This window comes from Halalkalibacter flavus (assembly GCF_036663575.1).
Classification (GTDB): Bacteria; Bacillota; Bacilli; order Bacillales; family Bacillaceae_D; genus Halalkalibacter; species Halalkalibacter flavus.
Map to the genome: position 1 here is coordinate 102,614 of NZ_JAWRVK010000011.1, position 16,645 is coordinate 119,258.

Here is a 16,645-nt window from a genome sequence, read left to right on the forward strand (position 1 = left end):
AATGATGAATCAACAAACAAAGATCAGAACGTCGTCGGACTTTGTCCAAGATCCGTATTCTTTTTATGATAACATTCGCTCAACTAACCCTATCTACAAGGGCAATTTCTTCCGTTACCCTGGTTGGTATGTAACGGGATATGAAGAAGCGAACCTTATTTTAAAGGATATTCGTTTTCAAAATCGTATTCCACTTCCAGAAACAACGAAAAAATACGAAGTCTTAAAAAATGTGCAAAAGCAGATGATGCTTTATAAAAACCAACCAGATCATAATCGGTTACGTAAGATTGTGAGCGAACGTTTTACTCCTAGAGCTTTGGAACAATTAAATCCTATTATAAAAAAAACAGCGAATGATCTCTTTCAACATGTTGCAAATCAAAAAAGGATGAATGTCATATCTGACTTTGCTTTTCCGTTGGCAAGCCTTGTCATTGCTAACATGTTAGGAGTACCGAAACAGGAAAAGGATCAATTCCGCCAATGGGCGTTAACCTTAATCCAAACCATTGATCACACTCGTTCGAAGGAATCTCTAGCTAAAGGGAATGACACTATTATAGAAATGGTTACTTACTTTCAACACTTGATAAATAAGCGAAAACAAGACCCACAAGATGATCTAATAAGTCTACTCATATCAGACGTTCAAAATGGAGAGCCATTAACAGATGCCGAAACCGTCTCAACTTGTATCCTGCTTGTCATTGCAGGTCATGAAACAACGGTTAATTTAATTGCTAACTCCGTATATTGTTTCCTAACACACCCTACACAATATGAAAAATTACAAGCTAACCCCTTGCTACTAGATTCAGCAATTGAGGAGATTTTGCGCTATGAGAGCCCAACTCAAATGACAGCTCGAATCGCTGCAGAAGATGTAACGATCAATCAAACTGAAATAAAAAAAGGAGATCATGTCTATATATTAATTGGTGCAGCCAATCGAGACCCAAAACAATTCATTAATGCCAACAGCCTAGATATTACAAGAAATCCAAATCCCCACCTTTCATTTGGTTCCGGTATTCATTTTTGTCTCGGTGCCACCCTCGCTAAGATAGAAGCACAAGCCGCCATTAAGACGATATTAGATCATACACAGAAGATTAGATTTGAAACAGCTGAGATTGAATGGAGAAATCTTGTTGGTTTTAGAGCCCTAAAAGAATTACCGATTATTTTTGAATAAAAGCATATCGTGGGGATGTTAGGAGCGAATTGGTAGCTTGTTGATGAACATCAAAGAGGAAAATCAGTTAAGCATGATACTAGAGAAGAATGATAGAGCTATAAAAAGAGCAAAAACAGCACAGTAGGGTATTTAAAAATAAGTGTGATTTATTACACTTATTTTTTTGACGTGATCTGGCAATATGGGTGACGAGATGTTCTAAGTTGTGAATTTTTAAAGTACAAGTATCTTGTACTTTAAAAATTCACACAAAAATTCACACAACAAAATTCTGTAAAGAGGCGAAACAATGGTCGAAAAAATGTTTGGTTTTAGAATTGTAGATCGGTTACAAAAAATAGAAAAAGATATCAAACAATGTGAATTAAAGTACCATAATAAGAGAGTACTTGTTAGTAAAGAGTTTACATTTGATGCTGCTCATCATATGCATTGTTATGAGGGGAAATGTAAAAATCTGCATGGTCATACGTACAAAGTGATTTTCGGAATCAGTGGATTTGTCAATGAGATTGGACTAGTGATTGATTTTGGAGATATTAAGACGATATGGAAAGAAGAAATTGAAGTGTACCTAGATCATCGGTACTTAAATGAGACACTGCCGAAAATGAATACAACTGCTGAAAATATGGTTGTGTGGATCTATGAGAAGATGCAAGAGTCACTAGAAAAAAGGCAAGAGCTTTATCGGGGAGCCAGAGTTGAATTTGTTAAATTATATGAAACTCCAACTAGTTATGCAGAAGTAAAGAGAGAATGGGTGAATGTTGAGTGAAAATTAAGGATGGGCCTTGCCTATCATCCAACCACCACGACCATAATATTGGATTGGGGTTTGTCCCAAAAGTCCGGAACAGAGGAGACCTATGTTTGGAGACAAAAACAATCATATAGTTAACTTTTTTGTGAAGTACTTGTGACGTCGACCTTGTGGAAGTCAGTTCTATCGCTTCTTTATATTTATAAACGTTCTGTTGGAGTTGTTTAATAAGGGAGAGAGTGGGGAAGAGAAATCATGTCTTATGAAGAATGAACTGAACGCTGAATGAGGACGGTTATAAAAATCCCAATTCATGGTGAGTACGATTGTGAGCTTCTTTTTTAGTTTTATTTAAATATTTTTCTTTGCTTTAGGGTTTGTTGCTAGAGACCAATTCTGAGTTTGTTGGGGGACTCAATGGAAGTATAAACGGTTACTCACCGGAAATATAGCTTGTCAATCATTTCTTAATTTGAAATATGATTGACAAGCTTTTTATAATTAATAATCATTGAAATTTTAATATTGAAAAAAATTAATAATAGTAATACAATAAATATGTTTTTATCCAACATTGGATTGTTATAATAAAAATTGAAAACAATTTATTATAACTTATTATTAAACTTCGAATTCAAAATTGGAGGGAAAATTAGGATGATCATACAGGATTTATTAGGAAGTAGAGTGGTAACACAAATCGAGAATGCATTAGTAATTTACGAAAAAGTACTAATACGGGATGTGCTTATGAGCGGGCACTTTTGCATTGAAGGAAATAAGAAGGTAGAAGAATATATAAAGGTTATTACTGAAAATGATAATGAATCTATTCAGGTGGTTGCTTCCTATAAAGTAGGAGTAGAGTATGCGAGTATAAATGAGATCATCACTAATTTAGAAACTAATAAAGCTTGGAAGTTAGAAAAGGTTGCGCTATAAAAGTGAAGAAAAGAAATTCTTGTAAACTCTTCAATTTGGATAATGACACGAAGTTTAAATATAAAATGAACCTAGCATAATGAACTAAAAAAGACTCAGGTGCTACTAAATGTTAATAATTAGATGTAAGCAAAAGGGGTGTCTCAATGTTTTTTTGAGACAACCCCTTCCTTTTTATTTTGAAAGCATATCATCAATATATTTGTGTATAGCTTCAATATTACCAGAAATCGCTTGTTCTCTATTTTCATCTCTTTGTAACTTTTCCAAAGATTTTTTTAAGGTTTCTTCTTCAATATGTTGAGGAACAACTATAACTCCATCTGCATCTCCTACAATAATATCACCTGGATTAACAGTGGTTCCACCTAAAGAAATAGGAATATTCATGTCTCCAAAGCCTCCTTTTCCCCCTGCGGCTAATGTTGTTCCTTGACAAAAGACGGGGAAATTTAATGCTTTACTTCCTTTAATATCACGAATTACCCCATTTGTTACAACTCCTGTAATTCCTAGTGTTTGTGCCATGCCTAAAACAAAATCTCCGGCAACAGCACGAGTGGTGTCACCATTAATGTCAATAACTAAAACATCACCAGCCTTAGCTTCTTTCATTGCTTTTAGTACGAGTAGATTATCACCTACAGGTACTTTAACTGTAAAAGCTCTTCCGACTATTTTGTAGTCTTCTTTAAGTGGTTTTATGGAAACATCCATGTTCGTCAGACCTTGTAAAGCATCAGATATACAAGTAGCTGGTATTTCTTCATATTGCTTAATAATTTGAGTCATAGTAAAACCCCCCATAATAATTCGTCTTCACTTTAATTATAGAGAAGAAATATTATTTATAAAATTAAAATAATTTATACTTAACTAAAATGGGTATTTTTGAAAAAATATTTGGAAAATCAAAGGAGTCGAATAACATGTCAAATTAGCATATTTATTACAGCATGGGTGGTACAAATTATCAATTATCTAAATGGGTGGAAGAAGGTGCAAAAGAAATTGGTGCTGAAGTAAAAGTATTAAAATTACCAGAACTTGTTCCACAATCCGTCATTAATGAGAATGAGGGTTGGAAAGGACATATTGAGATGACGAAGGATGTTCCAGAAGTTACTTTAGATGATCTTGAGTGGGCAGATGCAATTATTTTCAGTATGCCAACACGATTTGGTTATAAAGATGTAGCGAATCCGAACACTCCCTTTTTGAAAATTGCATGAACTTAAATCAAGGGAGGGTCTTGTATCTAATTAGCCGGACATCATATAAATTATAGGAATACTAAAAATAAACATGTTTATTTTCTGAATTATCATTTTCCGTCTTTGTCATACTATAGGGTGGTGCTAGGAAAAGCGCCTATCTTACGTGAAAAAGGGGTATGAACATGGCAAAACCAGATAATCGAAAGAATAATGTGGAGCGCTTGCAACAAATGAAGGATAATACACAACACAATATTGAAGCGGCAGAAGAGACGTTGCAGTCGGATTTACAAGAAGAGCAACGAAAAGTAATTAAAGAGAAAAACCATCGACGTGCGGAAAGCATTAAGGCGTTTGATGCTGAAATAGCTGACGAAATGGAAGCAAGAAAAAGCGGGTATAAGAACCAATAAAGGTAAAACCAAATACTGTAAATATAGTGTTGATATTTCTACTAAAAGTAGGGGAAAAACCGAAGGCATTGAGAAAGGTAAAACAACCTTTTTCAATGCTTTTTTTTACATTAGAGGTACGAAAAAAAGTGATATTTACCTTTTTTCGGGGCCTCTGGAGAACCGGCCTTTTTTAGTAAGTTACAATTGCCTCAATGGTGATTGAACCCGTATGAAGTTCCCGTAACTCACACACACTACATTCATCTATCATAGGTTGGAGTGGTACGATGATACTAAGGTTCGGATACGTCTCGACAGCGCTTTCTTTATGGGAAGCTTCCCCTTCAAGGACGTTAACGTTTACGAATTGGAAGAAACAAGATCAAGATAGTAGAAAGGAAAAGTTATACTATATTACAGAGCAAAATTTAAAAAATACGATTCGCATTTTGCATTATAATATTGCGCATGGCATTGACGTTTATCGGATGTCTTCTTCACTCGTACCGCTTGCCACACATCCAGAGGTTAATTGGGATTATGTCACACCTTTTCGAGATTTGTTTATAGAGATAGGAACATTGGTTCAAAAATATCATTTGCGTGTGAGTTTTCACCCAAATCAATACACATTGTTTACGAGTCCACAGGATCATGTAACGGCAAATGCCATTACCGATATGACCTATCACTATGAAATGTTTGAAGCAATGGGATTACATAAGGATGCAAACATAAATATCCATGTGGGTGGCGCTTATGGGAATAAGGTAGAGGCGATAGCTAGATTTAACAAAAACTTTGTGAAACTTGATAAAGCTATTCGTAGTCAGACGACGCTTGAGAACGACGATAAAACCTATACAGCAGAAGAAACGCTGCAAGTTTGTGAACAGCACGGTCTTGCTTTTGTTTTTGATTATCATCATCATTGGGCCAACCCTGGAGATGAAACCGTAGAGGATTTACTGTCAAGAATTTTTGACACATGGGAAGGGACTGGAAAGCCTCCTAAATTTCACTTATCTTCTCCTAAGTCAGAAAAATTAATACGAGCCCACGCCGATTATGTTGATATGGAATTTGCGATGGCCTTTATCAAAGCATTAAAGGGATACGGAAGATCAGCAGATATTATGATAGAGGCGAAAGCGAAAGATAAAGCGGCATTAAGACTTGTCGAAGAGTTAGGCAAAGTGCGAGGGTTTAAGAGAATTAATGGTGGGGAGATAGAAATGTAAGAGGTGGAGGAGGGGCAGAGAGAATTCGTCTAATTTATGCCTCACTAGTTGGATGGGCGGGCCCGTATGAATTAAATCAACTTTATCCATTGAAGTTCCCCAGAACGGCAGTTTCCGTATCATCGTTCACCATCTTTCCATGTTATTGTTCATGTGTCATTTCTGTACCTAGTTACCGAATGAAGGACAAAACTAAGGCAGGAATTCAGGTGATGTCCTTCATAAAGCCAATGAAGGATAGAACAAGGCAGGAGTTCAAGGGGAATGTCCTTCATAAAGCTGATGAAGGACAAAACAAGGCAGATGCCCAGGAGGAATGTCCTTCATAAGCAACGAAGGACAAAACAAGTCAGAAATCCGAGGAGAATGTCCTTCATGAAGGCAAATATTGTGGGTATGAATTTATTAAGTTATGAGCTTTCAATAAGGTATTAAAAATATGAGAAATCGTTCAATCGATAAATGATTGAGCGATTTATTATTTTAAGGAACATTGCACCGGTGCAACAATGCGAGGTCACTTAGTAGATTTTTAATGTTGCAATGAGGATAGTCCCTTATTGGCAAGAGAGATCAGTAGTTCAGCTATCTCTTTTGGTGGTTCTTTTAACCCGTTTTTCAGCCAATGTTGGACAAGGTGAATACTTCCGTTGACGATATACAAACTTAAATATTCAGCGTTATAGGGGAGGTTTATTCTGTCTGCCATCAAGGATTTTAATGAATGCCTATGGGCTAGCGACATGACTTTTTTTTGGAACGTTGGATTGCCATGTTCACTGAATAACGTTTGGCAGCTTTCTCGATTTTTTACTAGGTATTCTAACAGTTTTTCTGTCATTTGAATGGCTTCTTCATTTTTCGTGTAGTTGCATGCGGACAAGGTTTCGTTCATGTCCTCGATGATGCCGTCCTCAATTTGGTGAAGAAGGTCATATAAGTCTTTGTAATGAGAATAAAAAGTTGAACGATTAATGTCGGCTAATTCACATACTTCTTTAATGGTAATGCTTGTTAACGGTTTTTCTTTCATCAGCTTTATAAAACTTTCTTTCAAAACCATTTGTGTATATTTGATTCGTCTGTCTATTTTGGAACTCACGTGTATTCACCCTTTATTTTTGACAATTTTTTGTAAATCCATCACATTACCTTCGGGTGTTGGATATGTAACATAAGATAACAAACTGTTTGTTGATTATCCTACACAGTGTCATTATACTTAGCCAGTAGTTACGATTCAAGGAGTTGTTCTGTCATGCTAGACATTGCTGCAAAAATAATGAAATACAAAAAGTCGATTGTAATCGTATTTATGCTAGTAACGGTGTTAAGTGCAATCGCCCAGCTGTTTGTTTCTGTTAACTACAAAATAAGTGAATACATGCCTGAAGATACTCCATCGACAAAAGCCATTGAAGTGATGGAAGAGGAATTTGATACCCCTCTTTCAAACGCACAAGTCATGATTCGGAATGTATCTGTCCAAGAGGCGCTTTTGTATAAGGAAATGCTCGAGGAGGTTGAGGGCGTTTCTGATGTTGTCTGGCTTGATCAGGTGCTGGATGTAAAAACTCCTTTAGAGATGGCAGAAAAGGAATTAGTTGAGTCTTACTATAAGGACAATCATGCCCTCTTTTCGTTGACAATACGAGAAGGGGATGAAGTAGCGATTACAGAGGCTATTTATGAACTGATCGGTGAGGAAAATGCATTGGCAGGAGAAGCGGCCGATACAGCAGTTGCTCAGAGTATGGCAGCGAATGAAGCCATGTATGCAGCTTTGTTGTTAGTTCCGCTCATTGTTATTATTCTTGTTATTTCTACAACCTCATGGGTTGAGCCACTATTTTTCCTTACAGCTATTGGGGTATCTGTGCTCATTAATTTAGGGACGAATATTTTTATTGGTGAAATCTCTTTTGTGACACAGTCTGTCAGTCCTATTTTACAATTAGCGGTTTCTTTAGATTATGCTGTTTTTCTGCTTCATAGTTTTGCCCATTATCGGAAAGTGACGGCAAGTCCTGAAGAGGCGATGCAACTTGCGATAAAAAAATCATTCCCGGCGATAGCGGCCAGTGCTGCTACCACTTTCTTTGGTTTTTTGGCACTCACGTTTATGCAGTTTGAAATCGGAGCTGATTTAGGAGTTAACCTTGTTAAAGGAATTGTTTTAAGTTTTATTAGTGTGATGATATTTTTACCAGCATTAACGGTGTTGTTTTATAAATGGATTGATAAAACACAGCATAAGCCACTCGTTCCAAGCATCTTTTCCATTGGCAAGGGAGTGATGAAGGTAAGAGTTGGCAGCTTGCTCGTTGTGTTGATTCTGATTGTTCCTAGTTTTTTAGCTCAACAAGAGACAGAGTTTATTTATGGGAGTGGTGAACACCCAGTGACAACCCGTCTTGGTAGTGACATTATAGCCATTGATGAGGTATTCGGTAAGACCACTCCGATTGTTCTTCTTGTTCCAAAAGGGGATGTTGCTAGAGAAGTAAGGATGGAACAAGATTTAGAAGAAGTCCAGCACGTCACAAATGTGATTTCCTATAATCAAGCAGTTAGTCCAGCGATCCCGCGGACGAAATGACAAGCGAAATGCGAACGTTAAGTGATGCGATTCAAGAAATAAATAACGGTGTGTCTGATTTAAACACAGGTGTGTTGGAATTAAATAATGGTGTTCAAAGCTTGAACTCTGGTTCTCGACAATATGGAGCAGGGATGATCGAAATAAAGGATGCTTCCTCTGAAATCATCAATGCTTCCCGGACAATTGATGAATCAATCGGGACACTATACAGGGGACTGAGTGGCACATCAGGTGAGATTGATTTGAGTGATTTAGCGCAATTGCCAGAAGGGTTATCGATTATGGCAGATGGGCTTAAAGAGGTAGGGGGTGGATTAACCCAATTAAAAGAACACTACGAGATGGCATTTTCCGCATTAAATGAAGCGATCAACGGTATTCCTGCTTCTGCTGTATCCGAAGAAGACATTCAGCAATTATACGCAAGCGGTGTCGATCCAGATACAATTGAAAAATTAGTGGATGTGTATGTTGCAGCCCAAACAGCAAAAGGAACGTATGACAATGTGAAAGAAGCGTTTGTTGCTGTTGGCACAACGTTGGAAGGAACTAGCGGCGCGGTCTCTAACATAAGCAATCAGTTACGCACGATGGCAAAAGAGCTTTCCATCGCTTTTGAAAGGATGGAAGGATTAGACGCATTAGGTGAGTTAGAAGAAGGAATCGGTTTACTTGCCAAAAATTATGGCGAGTTTCACGCAGGCCTCGTTTCTTATACAGACGGTGTCGCTCAGCTGGCAAACTCTTACAGCGAGATTGATTCAGGGTTTGGGGAAGTGGCAAAAGGGACTTCGGAGCTGAGTGACGGTGTCGGAAAGCTTCATAATGGTACAGAAGAATTAGCTGATGCTACAAACGATTTACCAGAACAGATGCAAGAAGAGATTGATGCAATGAGGAAACAATTCGATAAGTCAGATTTTGAGCCCGTTTCGTTTGTATCACCGAAAAATACAAACATTGCATCTGTCCAATTTATTCTCAAAACAGAACCGATTGAAGTAGAAGAAGAGGAAGAACCGACTTTCGTTGAGGAAGAAGGGGAAGTAGGTTTTTGGGAAAGGCTTAGGAATTTGTTTCTATAATAAATGCAGCACCTGAAAGAGCGTTTCGGGTGCTGTTTTTGTGCACCTGGTGTACGGGCATGGGTTCAGTTCAGAACCATGTCCCGCAATCAGGTGTTATGAAGACCATTTTGTTAACCGATTCTAAAGTTAAAGTCCGTCATAGGTGTTATGAAGACCATTTTGTTAACCGATTCTAAAGTTAAAGTCCGTCATAGGGGGTATGAAGACCATTTTGTTAATCGATTTAAGAGTTAAAGTCCGTCATAGGTGTTATGAAGACCATTTTGTTAATCGATTCTAAAGTTAAAGTCCGTCATAGGTGTTATAAAGCCTTTTTTGTTGATCGATTTAAGAGTTAAAGTCTGTCATAGGGGCTATGAAGACCTTTTTATGAATAAATTTAATAGTTTGAGTGCGTGATCTGGGTTATGAAGGGCTTATTGTGAATCTTATTAAGAGTTAAATACGTCATCGGAGTTGAGTAGGACCTGAGGGAAGAGTACCTTGTCCCACGACAGGAAGTCATTGAGACAGTGAACCTGTCTTATGAAGTACGTAAAATATTAGATGTTATGAACCGCAAGCCTCAAATAGTTTGGGGTTTTATATTTAAACAATTACAAGTTTAATTACAGATAATGTATGAAACATACATATCGTATTGGAATCTCCGTGATGTTGTTTAAATCTTTCTTTTGAATATATGGTATTTACTGGTGTTTTCACGCGATTCGAGGATGAAATTATCTGCTATAATTGTATTATGAATGAATCCTACAGTTACTAGAGATATCAAATAAATCGAAACAACATATTGAAGTAATCTTAACATTGAAACTTTAAGTGTAAATAATATGGAAGCTTTCTCTCGTCTTTAAATCGTCGAAATGCACCCTTGCCTCTATCATCTATTTGTTAGTAATCATTTGTTTAATTAAGCGGATGTCTGTTTCATGATCTATAACTTTTTGAGCTATATCTTTCAAAATCAGCTCTTGTTCAGTATTATGGGCAACTTGTGAGGCGACAGTATCGAGCTTCTTACTCATTTGTTCAAGCTTAGAGCCATGCCTTTGAGGTCATGTTTAGTAGCAGCATCCCCGAAGTCTTGCTTAGTAACTATGTTTGCTTCAAGATCGTTCACTCGCAAGTTTATCCTGTAAAGATGAGGTATCTTCCAGTAAAAAACTAATTAGAGAGTATATTAATCAAGCGAAGCGTCGTGGTTTTATTGATTGGAAAAGCGTGAATCATGCGGTTGTAGGTGCGGAAATGACAAGCGGAATGAAATAAACGAATTATTCCTATTTCATTTACCTATACAAATTGATGCTATAATCAAAATTGAACTGCTTTACAAAGTTGGGGGCCTTTTTACTTCATAGAATCGTTTTATCTACAATAGAAATTTAGCCAACTAGCTTCAAATGAAGGAGGGGTCTGCTTGGTTAATTACGTTTCTGCAAAAATTGCGTTGAATAAATTTGTGCATCGAATAGAGCAAAACGGAGCTTTATTTCATGTTCATTATTGGGGAGGGATGCCAAAGCATTATAATAATTTAGTTCATAAACATTCATTTTTTGAGGCTCACTATGTTCTTGATGGTAGTGGATTTTATATGGACGATAATAAAACGTATCCACTTCAAGCGAATACATTATTTTTATCGAGACCAGAGGTGCTTCACCAGATTACCAGTGAAAAGGGAATTACAGTTGTATATGTTGCCTTTGAGTTAGTAGAATCTGAGTCGAGTGAGGAATGGATCAAAATGATTGATGGTGTAAAGAGAAGCTCTCAAGTTGTCGTTAATATAAATGAGGATACAACCGTAGCGTTACTATGGAAGTCGTTACTTCTAGAAGCGACAAAACTACAACAACCCTTTTATGAAGAGAACCTAACAACTCTTTCCTATTCACTCATTTCTTCATTAATTCAGACCTTTGCTCCATCATCTTATACAGGTAATCAGAGAAGCATCCCTGAGACTTCCTCCGTTGTTCTGAATCAAGTGAAATTATATATAAGAGATAATTTGACCGATTCCTTGAAATTAAAGGAAGTTTCAAAACAATTCCATATTTCTGAGCGTCATTTATCTAGATTATTTGTTACTCAATTAGGGATGAATTACTCTGACTTCATTCAGCATGAAAGGATTCAAAAGGCTGCAACCTTATTAAAAACGACTGATTTAACGATCAAGGATATTGCAGAGGAAAGCGGGTTTGTTTCCGTTCATCATTTTACCAGAGTGTTTCGAGCCATTATGCGTAACCCACCAGGGCGTTTTCGCTCTCTTTATACAAATTTGAAAAGAACATCTTTCACGGATTACTAACTATCACTCCAACCATTCGTTTGGAGTGATAGTTTTTTTAGGTTTAACTATTGCATGTCTGTTTTAGACAAAAAAATGTCTTTAAAAGGCAAATATACTTTTTTGTCAAGTGAATGAATTCTTTATTGTAATAGTCTCCAGTCGCATAATTGCAGTATTTTCCAGATTATTAGGTGTTTTGAAAATGCATTTTATTTTATCCTATCCGTTGTTTTGATTATTCGAATGTCCGTAATTGGCAAAAGTAAGTCTGTTCTAGATAAATACAATTAACGTCTTAATTCCTATAATCAAATTGTAAGCGCAAGGCTTCAATTAAAAAATTAATTGATTGAGAGGAGGAATAAAAAAATAGATATCAGTCGGCGGCATAAAAGTAAGCGATTACACTATAGGCACTCAATTAGGGGGAGTTAAAAAATGAAAAGAAGTTTTGTATTAATTCTCAGTTTAGTTATGTCGTTCATGCTTGCAGCTTGTGGTGGTAATGAAGGAGTTTCATCCGAAGGTGGTTCTAAATCAGGTGAAGATAACAAAGTTATCGGGGTTTCATTACAAAATATTACTGAGTTCCGCACATATATGATTGAAGCAATGGAAGAAGAACAAGAGAATCACCCAGATTTCGAATTTATTTACTCGAATGCGGAAAATGATAGTGCGAAGCAAATGAATCAAATTGAAAACTTTATTGCTCGAGGTGTTGATGCCATTATCTTAACACCAGTAGATACTGTGGCAGCAGTTGACATTTTGGCCAAAGTGAATGAAGCAGGTATTCCTATCATTGTTGCAAATCAAACGTTCGATGGCGTAGATAAGGCAAGTGCATACGTTGGTTCGGAATCTATTGAAGCTGGAATTCTTCAAATGGAAGAGGTAGCAAAAAGACTTGGTGGTAAAGGAAACATTGCCATTATGGAAGGTCAAATGGGTCATGAAGCCCAAATTATGAGAACGGAAGGAAATAAGCAAATTATTGAACAAAATCCTGATTTGGAGATTGTATTTCAAGGTACAGGGAACTGGAATCGTGACGAAGGAATGACTTTGATGGAAAACTGGATTCAATCTGGTAAAGAGATTGATGCAGTTGTTGCGAATAACGATGAAATGGCAATAGGTGCTATTTTAGCACTTGAAGCAGCTGGCAAACTTGATGAAGTTCTTGTTGCTGGTGTTGACGCTACACCAGCTGCATTACAATTTATGCAAGATGGGAAGTTAACAGTTACTGTATTCCAGGATGCTAGAGGTCAAGGTATCGAAAGTATTCGAACTGCAGTTAAGGCGGCGAATGGTGAAGAAGTAGAAACAATGCTGGTTCCTTTCCAGCTAGTCGTTCCTGAGCAAGTAGATGATTATATTGCTATATATGAGTAAGCAGTAAATATGATGAAGTGAAAGGGATTCCATTAAGCTTCCCTTTCATCAATTGTCTTAGCATATTTTGAAATGGAGGCAAAAATGATGAAGGCTGGATTAGTAACAGATATTCTTGGATATATGTCATTTGAAGAAATGCTTGATACGTGTTCGGAATTAGGGTTAGAAGCACTTGAGTTAGGGTGTGGAAATTGGTCGAAAGCACCTCATGTGGATTTAGACGGTCTATTAGAAAGTGCAGAAAAACGTGCTAGATTTTTAGATGCAATACAAAGTAGAGGACTTGAAATTGCTGCATTAAATTGCTCCGGAAATCAGTTGGAACCAACAGAAGAAGGAAAAGCTCATGCAGAAATTGTTGATAAAACGTTTGAGCTTGCCGGTCTTTTAGGTGTGGAAACGGTTGTGATGATGTCTGGGTGCCCAAGTGGAGGACGTAATGATAAAATTCCAAACTGGATAACTCATCCAATTATTCCTCTTCACTTTGAAACATTAGAGTATCAGTGGAATGAAGTGGCATTTCCGTATTGGGAAAGGGCTGTAAAAGTGGCAAAAGATCTTGGGGTTAAGAAAATTGCTATTGAAAATCTAGGATATAACTTAGTTCATAATCCAGAAACCTTATTTAAATTAAGAAATGAAGTAGGCGATATGGTTGGAATGAACTTAGATCCTAGTCATCTTTTCTGGATGGGTGGAGATCCAATTGCGGCAGCTAGAACATTAGGAGACGCTATTTATCATGTGCATGCAAAAGATGTCCGAATTGAACGTGGAATCAATGATGCTCATGGACTCCTTGATATAAAACCAATGGAGAGCTTTTCAACTCGGTCATGGAATTATGTCGCCCTTGGATACGGGCATGATATAGGCTACTGGAAAGAATTCTTTACAGTGGTCAAGATGACTGGTTACGAAGGACCGATTGTGATTGAAATGGAAGATCTAACTATGGAGCCTTTTACAGGCGTTAAGAAGTCTGTAGATTTATTAAAAGATAGCTTACCGAGATTGTAATAGTAGGTTAAAAATCAAGAGTGTTTTGTCAAAAACAGAAATAAGGAAACCCAAAAGCGGTTTTATTCAACTAGATTAGGAGGAACTTTTACTATGACTTTAAGAATTGGCGTAATTGGGACAGGAGCTATTGGAAGAGATCACATTCGCCGTATTACAAATGACCTTACTGGTGGAGAAATTGTTGCTGTTACAGATGTGAATGCTGAATCAGCAAAAAAGGTAGTAAGTGAGTTACATCTTAATGCCGAAATTTATGAAAATGGACATGATGTAATCAAGGCGGATGATGTGGACGCAATTATCGTTACCTCATGGGGACCAACACATGAAGAATTTGTTCTTGCTTCTATTGCTGCCGGTAAACCGGTATTTTGCGAAAAACCATTGGCAACAACAGCTGAAGGGTGTAAACGAATTGTAGATGCTGAAGTTGCACACGGGAAACAGCTTGTACAAGTTGGTTTCATGCGCCGTTTCGATAAAAGTTATCGTCAATTAAAGAAAGTATTTGATGAAGGAAAGGTAGGGGAGGCTTTAGTTGTGCATTGTGCACACCGAAATCCAACAGCCCCTGGTTTCAGCGGTGATATGGCAATTACCGATTCATTTGTTCATGAAATCGATGTATTACGCTGGTTATTAGAAGATGATTATGTTTCGTGTCAAGTCATTTTACCAAGGAACACACGTTTTGCAGAGAATGGTCTTCAAGACCCGCATATGATCTTGCTAGAAACGAAAAAAGGGATTCGCATTGATGTGGAAGTTTTTGTGAATTGTAAATATGGTTATGACATTCAATGTCAGATTGTTGGTGAAACAGGAATCGCCAACCTACCTGAACCACAAAGCGTTCTGATGCGCAGTGAAGCTAAGCTTTCGACAGAGATTTATGTTGATTGGAAGGATCGTTTTATTGATTCCTATGATGTTGAATTGCAAGAATGGATGGATTCAACTGTTAAAGGGGAAATGAATGGTCCTTCAGCTTGGGATGGATATGTTGTTGCTGTTACATCTGATGCGTGTGTAGAAGCGAAACATTCTGGTGGGATTGTCCCAATTGAATTACCGGAGCGCCCAGCTTTTTATGATCAAGGAAATAAAGAGGTACTAATTAAATAAGCGAAACAAGGGACGAGGGACCGTATTCTGAGATAGACTTTAAAGAAGGAAGAGAGTCTTACAGTATAATATTACCTTCCCTTTCGTTGAAGAATTTAATCATGATACAGAACGAAAAGGAAATCAATAGTAGGGTCGATCTGAACCTACTATTGATTTTACAAAGAAAGTCCCCTAAATGGACCTATAACAAGGACATTTTTATATGACTTCTGTGATTTAAGGGGGTATCTTGAACTTTGCTTATTGTAGGTCATATAAAAATCAGAGTTTTTTCTCGATTTATGAAAGCGTTCACTCAATGTAGAGATATATTGTTTACGTAATTCTCTAATAGGGATGATTGAGAAAAAACTTTGCTTGGTTAACATCATCTCACTAGCGTTGCATTAATTTATTTTCAATATTAAAAAGACTTCAAATCTTCAATTATCTTTATTTATGCAAAGAAAAAGTCCTTTATAATGGATTGGTCAGGTGGTAATCCCGTCCAAATCCAATAATAAAGGACCTACACTATGGACAAGATTACACGAAAAACGTCATTTGGACAATGGTTTTCACCATTAAATCTTCAACTATTTGAAGAACAGGTGAAAACCATGAAATTAGATTACTATACAAAGAAATTAACGACGGAATCATTTCTTAAATTACTACTCTTTGCGCAGTTAGAAGAAGTTGAAAGTCTCCATGCGTTGAGTGATTGTCTTTTCGATGATCAACTACAAAAAGGCATTAATCTTGATTCGATCAGTATTTCTCAGCTATCACGACGATTAAATGGGATGAATCCAGATTTATTCCAAAGTCTTTTCCTTGATTTGGTCGCACAAATTCATGCCAAAACACATTATACCAAGCTCATCATGCCGTTAAAAATCATTGATTCAAGCACATTGCCACTTAATTTGACCAATCATAAATGGGCAGAGTTCCGCAAAACAAAAGCGGGTGTAAAGCTACATTTGCGCCTTGTATTTATGGAAAAAGGGATTTCCTATCCTGAAAAGGCTGTGCTAACCACGGCAAAGGAACATGATCGTGGTCAATTAGAAATCATGGTAGATGACAAGGAATGCATGTATGTGTTTGACCGTGGTTATCTTGACTATGAACGCTTTGATCGCATGACAGACGATGGCTATTTCTTTCTATCCAGGCTACGTAAAAACGCAGTCATACGAGAAGTCTACGATTTTAAACTACCTGAGGATACGACGGTTCTGTCCGATCAAATGGTGTTGATTGGCACCACTCAAAACCGCACGGAGAACTACTTTCGTCTTCTAAGAGTGATTGATTCAAAAGGAAATGAACTTCAGTTACTGAC

At 37.1% G+C, this 16,645-nt stretch carries 13 protein-coding genes and 2 pseudogenes; 13 read left to right on the forward strand and 2 right to left on the reverse strand.

The genetic code is table 11. The features are described 5' to 3' along the window. Window position 1 precedes the first annotated feature (1 nt). The 3 genes from SAY88_RS09750 to SAY88_RS09760 all read left to right on the forward strand — a co-directional run bounded on the left by SAY88_RS09750 (window position 2) and on the right by SAY88_RS09760 (window position 2,906). The gene (locus tag SAY88_RS09750) at window positions 2–1,198 is read left to right on the forward strand and encodes a cytochrome P450 (RefSeq protein WP_332631407.1); all 1,197 of its coding nucleotides are present in this window, start codon (window positions 2–4) and stop codon (window positions 1,196–1,198) included. Window positions 1,199–1,490: 292 nt separating this feature from the next. Continuing rightward, on the forward strand, window positions 1,491–1,979 hold the full coding sequence (gene queD / locus SAY88_RS09755; RefSeq protein ID WP_332631408.1) for a 6-carboxytetrahydropterin synthase QueD: 489 nt from the start codon (window positions 1,491–1,493) through the stop codon (window positions 1,977–1,979). A gap of 642 nt (window positions 1,980–2,621) precedes the next feature. Then, the gene (locus tag SAY88_RS09760) at window positions 2,622–2,906 is read left to right on the forward strand and encodes a hypothetical protein (RefSeq protein WP_332631410.1); all 285 of its coding nucleotides are present in this window, start codon (window positions 2,622–2,624) and stop codon (window positions 2,904–2,906) included. 174 nt (window positions 2,907–3,080) lie between these two features. Here SAY88_RS09760 and SAY88_RS09765 read toward each other — a convergent pair whose 3' ends face one another. Beyond that, entirely contained in the window at window positions 3,081–3,698 is a 618-nt protein-coding gene (locus SAY88_RS09765; RefSeq protein ID WP_332631412.1) for an RraA family protein, read from the reverse strand. A 164-nt stretch (window positions 3,699–3,862) separates the two neighbouring features. Between SAY88_RS09765 and SAY88_RS09770 the strand changes: the two are divergent. The 3 genes and pseudogenes from SAY88_RS09770 to uvsE all read left to right on the forward strand — a co-directional run. Continuing rightward, window positions 3,863–4,090: pseudogene (locus tag SAY88_RS09770) on the forward strand (flavodoxin family protein); the annotation flags it as partial. 209 nt (window positions 4,091–4,299) lie between these two features. Further along, complete coding sequence (gene tlp, locus SAY88_RS09775; RefSeq protein ID WP_332631414.1) at window positions 4,300–4,536, forward strand: small acid-soluble spore protein Tlp; 237 nt, start codon at window positions 4,300–4,302, stop codon at window positions 4,534–4,536. A 269-nt stretch (window positions 4,537–4,805) separates the two neighbouring features. Further along, entirely contained in the window at window positions 4,806–5,759 is a 954-nt protein-coding gene (uvsE, locus tag SAY88_RS09780; protein ID WP_332631416.1) for a UV DNA damage repair endonuclease UvsE, read from the forward strand. 532 nt (window positions 5,760–6,291) lie between these two features. Here the strand turns inward: uvsE and SAY88_RS09785 are convergent. Then, window positions 6,292–6,861, reverse strand: a complete 570-nt coding sequence (locus SAY88_RS09785; protein WP_332631418.1) for a TetR/AcrR family transcriptional regulator — start codon at window positions 6,859–6,861, stop codon at window positions 6,292–6,294. 156 nt (window positions 6,862–7,017) lie between these two features. Here SAY88_RS09785 and SAY88_RS09790 point away from each other — a divergent pair. From SAY88_RS09790 to SAY88_RS09820, 7 genes and pseudogenes are all read left to right on the forward strand, one after another. Further along, window positions 7,018–8,346: pseudogene (locus SAY88_RS09790) on the forward strand (MMPL family transporter); the annotation flags it as partial. Between the two features lie 8 nt (window positions 8,347–8,354). Beyond that, entirely contained in the window at window positions 8,355–9,446 is a 1,092-nt protein-coding gene (locus SAY88_RS09795) for a hypothetical protein (protein ID WP_332631419.1), read from the forward strand. 1,426 nt (window positions 9,447–10,872) lie between these two features. Next, a complete protein-coding gene (locus SAY88_RS09800; RefSeq protein ID WP_332631420.1) occupies window positions 10,873–11,775 on the forward strand; it encodes an AraC family transcriptional regulator in 903 nt (300 codons plus the stop codon). Window positions 11,776–12,195: 420 nt separating this feature from the next. Continuing rightward, window positions 12,196–13,158: a sugar ABC transporter substrate-binding protein gene (locus tag SAY88_RS09805; RefSeq protein ID WP_332631422.1), complete on the forward strand. Its 963-nt coding sequence runs from the start codon at window positions 12,196–12,198 to the stop codon at window positions 13,156–13,158. Window positions 13,159–13,245: 87 nt separating this feature from the next. After that, entirely contained in the window at window positions 13,246–14,184 is a 939-nt protein-coding gene (locus SAY88_RS09810; protein WP_332631445.1) for a sugar phosphate isomerase/epimerase family protein, read from the forward strand. 93 nt (window positions 14,185–14,277) lie between these two features. Beyond that, entirely contained in the window at window positions 14,278–15,312 is a 1,035-nt protein-coding gene (gene iolG / locus SAY88_RS09815; RefSeq protein WP_332631423.1) for a bifunctional inositol 2-dehydrogenase/D-chiro-inositol 1-dehydrogenase, read from the forward strand. A gap of 518 nt (window positions 15,313–15,830) precedes the next feature. After that, the coding region (locus SAY88_RS09820) for an IS4 family transposase (RefSeq protein ID WP_332631425.1) at window positions 15,831–16,645 on the forward strand (815 nt) is incomplete at its 3' end.

Excerpts from the sequence above, each read along its gene's own strand:
- uvsE (WP_332631416.1), top strand. The coding sequence starts at position 4,806 with ATGATACTAAGGTTCGGATACGTCTCGACAGCGCTTTCTTTATGGGAA.
- SAY88_RS09810 (WP_332631445.1), top strand. The coding sequence starts at position 13,246 with ATGAAGGCTGGATTAGTAACAGATATTCTTGGATATATGTCATTTGAA.
- SAY88_RS09765 (WP_332631412.1), bottom strand. The coding sequence starts at position 3,698 with ATGACTCAAATTATTAAGCAATATGAAGAAATACCAGCTACTTGTATA.
- SAY88_RS09760 (WP_332631410.1), top strand. The coding sequence starts at position 2,622 with ATGATCATACAGGATTTATTAGGAAGTAGAGTGGTAACACAAATCGAG.
- SAY88_RS09750 (WP_332631407.1), top strand. The coding sequence starts at position 2 with ATGATGAATCAACAAACAAAGATCAGAACGTCGTCGGACTTTGTCCAA.
- iolG (WP_332631423.1), top strand. The coding sequence starts at position 14,278 with ATGACTTTAAGAATTGGCGTAATTGGGACAGGAGCTATTGGAAGAGAT.
- tlp (WP_332631414.1), top strand. The coding sequence starts at position 4,300 with ATGAACATGGCAAAACCAGATAATCGAAAGAATAATGTGGAGCGCTTG.
- queD (WP_332631408.1), top strand. The coding sequence starts at position 1,491 with ATGGTCGAAAAAATGTTTGGTTTTAGAATTGTAGATCGGTTACAAAAA.
- SAY88_RS09805 (WP_332631422.1), top strand. The coding sequence starts at position 12,196 with ATGAAAAGAAGTTTTGTATTAATTCTCAGTTTAGTTATGTCGTTCATG.
- SAY88_RS09795 (WP_332631419.1), top strand. The coding sequence starts at position 8,355 with ATGACAAGCGAAATGCGAACGTTAAGTGATGCGATTCAAGAAATAAAT.